We start from the raw sequence: 8230 nt of genomic DNA, 5'->3' as shown, positions 1-8230 counted from the left end.
CGCCGTGCCCGCCTTGCATTCAGGACAAACGACTTTGCCGGGGCCGTGCCCACACCAGGGGACGCGGAAATGTTCGGTAGAGCTGCTCTTTACTTTCTGTTTTACGTTACCGTCCAGTAATTCGAGGAAGAATTGTGGGCGTGAACACACGCCTGCTCCGGGCGCGGTGGCCGAAGAAGTCGCGGCTATCTCCTGACCAGCCGCAGCGCGCAGCGGAATCGATCTGGATAGGCGGCGGGCTATACCCGTCATAGGTGCAGGCCAACTTGACGCGGTGAATCGCGAAAAAATAGCTTCGAATCGCGGCTCGATTCGAGCTGATGGGGAACAGTACAGGGGGAACTGTGATGCTGGTCAACATCGATGTCACATTGCGGGACGGCGGCTACCGCAATGGCTTCGGATTCGACCTCGACTACGCACGTGCACATGCCCGGCTGAGTGTGGCCGCCGGGTTCGACTGGGTGGAGATCGCTTACCGCAAGGGTTCCTTCAAGCCGGCCCCGAACCTCGGTCTGACCGGCCGCGGCGACGACGAGTACATCGCCGCGATCGCCGAAGAGGTCGGTCCGGAGCACGTCGGTCTGATCCTGCACCCGCGCAACATCGACGAGAACGACATCCCGGCCATGTACCGCGCCGGTGCGCGGCTGCTGCGCGTGTGCGTCGCCGCCGGTGACCCGCAGCCGGCGTTCGACACGGTCCGCCAGGCCAAGGACACCGGGTTCACCACGTGTGTGAACCTCACCAGGGTCTCGCAGCTGCCCGCGCGCAAGGTCGTCGAGCTCGCCGTCAACGCGGCCGAGGCGGGCGCGGACGTCGTGTACCTCGCCGACTCCAACGGCAGCATGCTGCCGGAGCAGACCGCCCGGCTGACCACGCTCGTCCGGTCGGTCGCCGACGCCGAGGTCGGGCTGCACGCGCACAACAACCTCGGCCTGGCCATGTCCAACGCGATGGCGGCGGTCGACGCCGGTGCGGGCTGGATGGACTCCTCGGTGCTGGGCATGGGCAAGGGGCCGGGCAACCTGGTCGCCGAGCAGTGGATCGCCTACCTGGACCGCACTTCCGGCACCACCTACGACCTCGGCACCGTGCTGCACCTGGCGGACCTGCTCGGCCGCACGGTGCCCGAGTCGGCGCCCGCGTTGCCGCTGCCCGATCTGGTGCTGGGCCACTTCGACCTGTCCGTCGAGATGCGCGGCAGCATCGTGCACGACGACCACCGGCAGGCCGTGCACGCCGCCAAGTCCCTCGCCGCAGCAGGATGACCCGCGCGCTGGTCTTCGCCCCGGTGCTGCCGCAGTGGGACGAAGGCAGGTTCTTCACGCCCGTGATCCGGCAGCTCACCCGCCTCGGCCAGCAGGTCGAGGTGGTCGACACCCTGTCCCGGCTGGACGACTCGGTGACGAGCCTGGCGGATCTCGCGGCACGCTGGGAGGTCGAGGCGAAGTCGGCGGATCTGCTCGTGGGCAACGCACTCGGCGGTGCGGTGGCGCAGAAGTTGTTGCCGTCACTGGGGCCCGTGCCGGTGTTGCTCGTGTCCGCGCCGACGAAGGCCGATCAGACGTTGGCGAGCAGGCTGGAGTCAGTGGCCAGGCCCGCAGCGGCAGGCGATCTCACGACAGCGCTGCACCGGTTGGCAGAACTTGTTGCGCCAGAAGGTGTTCCGGTGCCCGACGCATCGCCGATGGCGGCAGATCCGATCGCGTGCCGACGCGTCTCGCACGGGTTGCGGTTGCTGTTCGGCATCGACCTGACCGCTGAGGTGAACGCTCACACCGGGCCACTGCTGCACCTCGTGGGCGAGCGATCCCAGCTGGTCTCCGAGAAGCACGTGGCCGGCAGCGTCGCCGTGGTGCCCGGCGCGGGAATGCGGCCGCACCACGACAGCCCGGACTTCGTGGCAGACCAGATCACCCGGTTCGTGAAGGAGAACCTCACCCGATGAAGAGCATTGCCGTACTGCCGGGAGACGGCATCGGGCCCGAGGTGGTCGACGCGGTGCTGCCCGTGATCGACAGGATGGGGTTGCCGCTCGACTTCCGGTTCGGCGACGTCGGCTGGAGGTCGTGGTGCGAGCACGGGGATGCCGTGCCGCGACAAACCTGGCAGCTGCTCGAGGAAACCGACACCTGCCTGCTCGGCGCGATCACCAGCAAACCGGTGCGGGAGGCCGAGGCCGAGCTCGCCGGGCACCTGCGCGGCACCGGGCTCACCTACGTCTCGCCCGTCGTGCAGCTCAGGCAGCGGCTTTCGTTGTACGCCAACGTACGCCCGGTCGCGGACGTGCGGGCGGACCGGTTCGCGTTCGACGTGATCCGGGAGAACACCGAGGGTCTGTACGCCGGTCTGGACTTCCACGGGCTGACTCCGGCGCTGTGGAACGTGGTCAAGGACCACCCGAACGCGAAGGCGTCCGGCTTCGAGGAGACCAGTGCCACACTGCGGCTGCAGACCAGGTTCGGCGTGGACCGGTTGCTGCGCTTCGGTTTCGAGCACGCACGGGCCGGAGGTCACCGGCGGCTGACGCTGGCCGACAAGCCGAACGTGTTGCGGGCCAGCAGCAACGCGTTGCGCGGCAGGCTGGAGGAGATCGCGGCCGGGTACCCGGAGATCGAGGCCGAGATCCTCAACGTGGACGCGGTCGCGCTGTGGATGGTCCGCAGGCCGGAACGGTTCGGGGTGATCGTCGCCGAGAACATGTTCGGCGACATCCTGTCCGACCTCGGCGCCGGCGTGATGGGCGGGCTGGGGCTCGCCCCGAGCGGCAACATCGGCGAGCACGGCAGCTACTTCGAGCCGGTGCACGGCAGCGCCCCGGCCATGGCTGGGCAGCACAAGGCGAACCCGATGGCGCTCTTCCTCACCGTCTCGATGTTGTTGCGCCACCTGGGCATGCCTGCTCCGGCCGAGCAGATCCGCTCAGCCGTGCGGACCGTTGCCCGCGCTCGTCGCGCTGTCACCTATGACCTCGGCGGTGTCGCGACGACCCAGGTCGCCGCCGCCGCTGTCGAGACCGCGTTGACGTCCGGTGCCGTGGAGCGGCAGGCCTCGGTGATCGCCGTCGGTGACGAGTTGCTCAGCGGCACCGTCACGGACACCAACAGCACCGCGGTGAGCAAGCTGCTGCACGCCGCCGGCTACCAGGTGCGCAGCCGGATGACAGCGGGCGACACGCTCGCGGACATCCGGGACGGCGTGCGCTCGCGCATCGGTGCCGACGACGTGGTCGTGGTGCTCGGTGGTCTCGGTCCGACGTCCGACGACGTCACGCGGGACGCCGTGGCCGCGGCCTGCGATCTGCCGCTGGAGCACGACGAGACGGCGTGGCAGGCGGTGTGCGCGAGGCTCGAGTCGTTCGGTCTCGCGGTGCACGAGGACAACCGCCGGCAGGCGCTGTTCCCGGCCGGGAGCAGTCTGCTGCCCAACGGCAACGGCACGGCGTGGGGCGCCAGGGTCGATCTGCCGGGCACCATCGTGCTGATGCTGCCCGGACCGCCGAAGGAGTGCCTGCCGATGGCCGAGGCGGCCGTGGCCGAACTACCGGCCGGGCCTGCGCCGGAGTCGAGCACGTGGCGGCTGCTGGGTGTGATCGAGGGAGACGTGGCGTCCGAAGTGGACGCCGTGCTCGCGCCGATCGCCGACCAGGTCAAGGTTTCCTACCTGTGGAGCTACCCGTACGTCGACGTGACGGTGACCAGGCCGGTCGACGGTCCGGCGTTGCCCCGGTCCGGCGTTGCCCGCTGAAATCGAGGACGTGCTGGCGAAGCACACGGTCAGCCGGTCCGGTCGTGATGCTTTCGGTGAGCTCGCGGCCAGGAAGTTCGCCCTGTCCACTGTGGATGCGGACTTCGCCGGTGGCCTGTTCCTGGAACGCGCGACCGGGGCCGGCGGCCCCGAGCTGGCGGTCAAAGCCAGGTCCTGGTGGTCCGGGGGAGCGGTCGAGTACTCGGGCACTCTCACGCTGACCGCTGAAGTCGATGTCGACGGGCGGACGAGCACGTTCGAACTGTCGGTGCCCAAGCGCGGGCCGGAGGTGGCGGAGGCTGCCGCCGCCTTCTACGCCTGGAGCGCGGTCCGGGCACTGGACGAGGGGGAGAAGTGAAGGAGATCATCGAGCGGCTGTCCGAACTGGACACGCCGGCGGTGTCCGACGCGTTGGACAGCATGGGCCTGACAGGTGTGCTGAGCGGCGTTGCGGCCAGGGTGCCGGGTGCGAAGACCTGTGGGCTCGCCTACACGGTGTCCTATCGCGCGGTCGGCGAGGGCCCGAAGTTCCGCAACGCCGCCAACTACCTCGACGACGTGCCCGCGGGGTCCGTGGTCGTGGTGGACAACGGTGGCGACACCTCCTGCACGAACTGGGGATCGTTGCTGACCGTCGTGGCGCAGGCCAGGGGAGTGCGGGGCACCGTGCTGCACGGCTCGGCCAGGGACATCACCGAGGTCCGGGCGGCCGGATACCCGTTGTTCAGCACCGGTGTGACGATGGTGAGCGGCAAGAACCGGGTCGAGCTGGGGGAAACCGGCGCGACCGTCGACGTCCACGGCGTTCTCGTGCGACCCGGTGACGTGATCCTCGCGGACGACAGCGGTGCGCTGGTGATCCCGGCCGAGCACGCCGCCGAGGTGGCCGACCGCGCGGAACGCGTCGACGCCACCGAACGACGGATCGCGGCAGCCGTCGCGGCGGGCAGCAGGCTGGACCAGGCGCGCGAGAAGTTCGGTTACGCCACCCCCTGGCGGGCTGATGCCTGAGCCGCTGGCCCGGTTCGTCGACCTGCACCACCACGCCGGCGCGGACCTCTACCGGAGGCGGCGTTCGGTGCTGGCCACCGGTCGCCGGTACGCCGAGCTGGGCGGCTGGGTGGTGGTGAAGAGCCACCTCGGGTCCACCGCCGCGGCCGCGTGGGAGGCCAGGCAGGACGGGCTGCCGGTGTCGGGATCGGTGACGCTGAACGACATCGGGGGCGGGCTCGACATCAGGACCGTGGAACGGGCGGTGTTCGAGCACGGCGACGACGGGCCCCGGCTCGTGGTGTACCTGCCGACGCTGGTCGGTTCGCACCCGTCACGGCTGAACCGCGTCCCGTTCCACCCGCTGATGGACGTCCCCGCGTTGCGCGGTAAGAGGATCAGCGAGTCGCTGCCGGCGGTGCGCGAGATCCTGCGGGCGGCACGGGACCTGCCCGTCGTGATCGCGACCGGACACGCCGATCGTGCCGAGGTGCTGACGGTCGTGGACGAGGCCGTGGCGCTGGGGCTTGACCGCCTGCTGCTCACGCACCCCACGCATCCGATGTGCGGGATCACGCAGGCTCAGGTGTACGTCGAACTGACCGCGCTCACCCGGCTGCTCGGCCACCACGACGAGCAGCGGTTCGCCGAGGTCCTGCACTCCCATCCGCGGTTGGTGCACAGCTCGGACCTCGGCCAGCCCGATCAACCCGATGTCGACGAATGGCTCGCACTGGCGGGGAAGTGGTTCGCCGAGGCTGGCCTGACCGTCGACCAGATCACCCGCTGCACCGTCACCAACCCCGCAGAACTGATTGCCCGATAAGGAGAAGAGCTGTGCCACTCATCCACGTCAACCAGGTTGCCGGCAAGACGGCCGAGCAGAAGGCCGAGCTGATCCGCGAACTGACCGAGACCTACGTGCGCGTGACGGGTGCGAAGCCCGAGTCCGTGTGGGTCACCGTCGAGGAGACCGCGAAGGAGAACTGGGGCATCGCCGGCGAGACGATCGCCGCCCGTACCGCGCGCTGACGTCAGGGCATCCGCCGCACGGTCTCGCCGTGGCCGCCGTCGCGCAACGCGGCGAGACCGAGTCGTTCGCGCGGCGCGTTCTCACCCGCGATCGGAATCCACGCCAGCTGGGGATCACCGTCCACGGTCGAACGCGGCCTCAGCGCGACGAGGTTCGGCACTGACCGCAGTGTGTGCGAGAACAGCGCGTGCCGGTCGTTGTCCGCGGTGTGCAGCCGCGGCCGCCACCCGTGTGCGGAGAGCTCGGCGAGCAGGCCCTGGGCGTAACCGGGAGCGCGGCGCGCGTCGAACCAGAGCAGGCGCTGGCCGGCGAGATCCGTCCACCGCAGTGCGGCCCGGCCGGCCAGCGGGTGCTCGGTGTGCAGGACCACGCCGAGCACCTGGTCGTCCACCACGGCCACCTCGAAGTCGCCGTCGTCCAACGGCATCCGCACGATCGCGAAATCGAGCTCGCCAGTCCTGAGCAGTTCCAGCTGGCGGCTCGACGTCTCCGCGCGGAACTCCACACGAACAGGCGTCTCCGATTTGAGGACAATGGCGTTCTCGATGTCGCCGAGCAGTGCGGGCGCGACGCCGGAACACACGCCGATCCGCGCCACCCGTGCGGCCGAGCCCGCCTCGGCGAGCACCTCGTCGAGGTCGCTCAGCATTCGTTCCACTCCGCGGCGGAACACCTCTCCCGCCGCCGTGAGCTCCACTCCGCGTGCGGTGCGGTCGAACAACACCAGGTCCAGCCTGCGCTCCAGCCGCCCGATCAGCTGGCTGAGGCTGGGCTGGGCGATGTTCAGCTCCTGCGCCGCGGTCATGATCTTGCCCGCCCGAGCGACCGCCAGGAAATACCGGAGATGCCGGATTTCCAGACCGTCGAGCCCGTCCAATTCGTCCCCCCAGGATCGTGCCATAGCCCGCTGATCATAGGCGGTATAGCGCGACACGTCTTCGACACCGCGACATTCGCGCACTACGGTCGAGCTGATCCTGGCAACAAAAGGAAGAATGCGCATGACCACGCAGGCAACCCTGCCCGACGTCGCCGAGAAGCTTCCTTCTCGTTCGCCGTTCGCGTTCTGGACGGTGACCGCGGCGATCGCGCTGGCCCTCGCCGCCAGTGGCACGCCGTCCCCGCTCTACGTCGACTACCAGGCGCGGTGGCACTTCTCCGCCGCGACGCTCACGGTCGTCTACGCCCTCTACGCGGGTGGCGTCGTCATCACCCTGCTCTTCGCGGGCGGACTGTCCGACCGGATCGGCAGGCGCCCCGTCCTGATCGGCAGCGTGCTGGGCCTGCTGGGCAGCCTGGTCGTGTTCATGGTGGCGGACAGCACTTTCTGGCTGTGCGTCGCGCGCCTGGTGCAGGGCCTGGCCACCGGCGTCTTCACCGGAGCCGCGAGCGCCGCGCTGACCGACCTGCACCCGCGCCGCGACAGCCGGATCGCCGCTCTGGTCAACAGCACCTCGACCTCGCTCGGCATCGCGGCCGGCGCGGTGGTCTCCGGTGCGCTGGCGCAGTGGGCGCCGCTGCCGTTGGTGACGCCGTACCTGCTGCTGGCGGTGGTCGGCGCGGTGCTGCTTCTGGTGATCGCCGTGAAGATCCCGGAGACGGTGGTCGAGCCCGCCCCGATCCGTCTGAGCACTGTGTTGCGGCCGCAGCGGATCGGCGTGCCCAGGCAGATGCGGGGGACGTTCCTCATCGGCTGTCTCGGGGTGCTCGCCGCGTGGTCGGTCGGCGGCCTCTACCTGGCGCTGGGCGGCAGCCTCGCCAAGGAGTTGCTGCACATCGACAACCACCTGGTCGCCGGCATCGTGATCCTGTCGGTGCAGGGCGTCGGCGGGTTGTCCCAGCTCGCGTTCACGGGGTTGTCCGGGCGCAGGGCCTCGACGTTCGGTTGCGTCGCGTTGATCGCAGGCATGGCGACGGTCGCCGGGTCGGTCTTCCTGACCAGCGCTGTGTTGTTCCTGGTGGGTGCGGCGGTGACCGGTACCGGGTTCGGCCTGGCGTTCATGGGCGGCACGCGGCTGGTCACCCAGGCTGCGCCGGCTCACCAGCGCGGGCAGGTGCTCGCGAGCTTCTTCGTGGTGGCCTATCTGGCGATCTCGGTACCGGTCATCGGTGCGGGCGCGGTGTCGACCCACATCGGCCTGTCCGCGACGTTCTACGTGTTCGCCGCGGTGATGGCAGTCGTCGCGCTGATCACGTTGATCAGCACGCAACTGTCTGAGCGTTAGCAGCGTTCGTCGGTCTGTCCCCAGTAGACGTTGCCGTCGCCCCACACCTCGCCGTAGGCCCTGGTGCACTTGGTGAGCGTCTTGGTGCCCTCGGACCAGACGTCCTGCTTGTTGCGCCCGTTGACGTTGCTGCTGAAGTCGCGGTCGCCGTTCACGACCATGGCGGCGCTGGAGCTGAAGCCGCCCGGCAGTGCGGCATACGAGTCCCACACGTAGGTGTAGGCCCAGTTCT

10 protein-coding genes are annotated in these 8230 nt (G+C 69.3%); 8 read left to right on the top strand and 2 right to left on the bottom strand.

What is annotated here, in order from left to right; genetic code table 11:
- Positions 1 to 347 precede the first annotated feature (347 nt).
- The 7 genes from UK23_RS46320 to UK23_RS54425 are packed head-to-tail and all read left to right on the top strand — an operon-like array spanning position 348 to position 5772.
- Positions 348 to 1271 carry a hypothetical protein gene (locus UK23_RS46320; RefSeq protein WP_052685651.1) on the top strand — a complete coding sequence of 308 codons (924 nt, stop codon included), beginning with the start codon at positions 348 to 350 and terminating at the stop codon, positions 1269 to 1271.
- Entirely contained in the window at positions 1268 to 1951 is a 684-nt protein-coding gene (locus UK23_RS46315) for an alpha/beta fold hydrolase (protein ID WP_045318234.1), read from the top strand. Before UK23_RS46320 ends, UK23_RS46315 begins: the two co-directional genes overlap by 4 nt.
- Positions 1948 to 3750 carry an isocitrate/isopropylmalate family dehydrogenase gene (locus UK23_RS46310; protein WP_052685650.1) on the top strand — a complete coding sequence of 601 codons (1803 nt, stop codon included), beginning with the start codon at positions 1948 to 1950 and terminating at the stop codon, positions 3748 to 3750. The genes UK23_RS46315 and UK23_RS46310 overlap by 4 nt, the downstream gene beginning before the upstream one ends.
- Entirely contained in the window at positions 3740 to 4108 is a 369-nt protein-coding gene (locus tag UK23_RS46305; protein ID WP_045318233.1) for a hypothetical protein, read from the top strand. The genes UK23_RS46310 and UK23_RS46305 overlap by 11 nt, the downstream gene beginning before the upstream one ends.
- Positions 4105 to 4761 carry an RraA family protein gene (locus UK23_RS46300; RefSeq protein WP_045318232.1) on the top strand — a complete coding sequence of 219 codons (657 nt, stop codon included), beginning with the start codon at positions 4105 to 4107 and terminating at the stop codon, positions 4759 to 4761. The genes UK23_RS46305 and UK23_RS46300 overlap by 4 nt, the downstream gene beginning before the upstream one ends.
- Positions 4754 to 5566 carry a DUF6282 family protein gene (locus tag UK23_RS46295; RefSeq protein WP_045318231.1) on the top strand — a complete coding sequence of 271 codons (813 nt, stop codon included), beginning with the start codon at positions 4754 to 4756 and terminating at the stop codon, positions 5564 to 5566. Before UK23_RS46300 ends, UK23_RS46295 begins: the two co-directional genes overlap by 8 nt.
- 11 nt (positions 5567 to 5577) lie before the next feature.
- A complete protein-coding gene (locus tag UK23_RS54425; RefSeq protein WP_045318230.1) occupies positions 5578 to 5772 on the top strand; it encodes a tautomerase family protein in 195 nt (64 codons plus the stop codon).
- A 2-nt stretch (positions 5773 to 5774) separates the two neighbouring features.
- Here UK23_RS54425 and UK23_RS52385 read toward each other — a convergent pair whose 3' ends face one another.
- Positions 5775 to 6674, bottom strand: coding sequence for a LysR family transcriptional regulator (locus UK23_RS52385; RefSeq protein ID WP_045318229.1), 900 nt, complete (start codon positions 6672 to 6674; stop codon positions 5775 to 5777).
- Positions 6675 to 6774: 100 nt separating this feature from the next.
- Between UK23_RS52385 and UK23_RS46280 the strand changes: the two genes are divergently transcribed.
- Positions 6775 to 7998, top strand: a complete 1224-nt coding sequence (locus tag UK23_RS46280; protein WP_052685652.1) for an MFS transporter — start codon at positions 6775 to 6777, stop codon at positions 7996 to 7998.
- Here the strand turns inward: UK23_RS46280 and UK23_RS53450 are convergent.
- Positions 7995 to 8230: hypothetical protein (locus UK23_RS53450; protein WP_045318228.1), on the bottom strand; the 236-nt coding region annotated here is incomplete at its 5' end. The two genes, UK23_RS46280 and UK23_RS53450, sit on opposite strands and share 4 nt — an antisense overlap.

The sequence above is a fragment of the Lentzea aerocolonigenes genome (genome assembly GCF_000955955.1).
GTDB lineage: Bacteria > Actinomycetota > Actinomycetes > Mycobacteriales > Pseudonocardiaceae > Lentzea > Lentzea aerocolonigenes_A.
The sequence above is the reverse complement of the archived record's forward strand: the minus strand, read 5'-3'. Positions and strand labels throughout refer to the sequence as shown.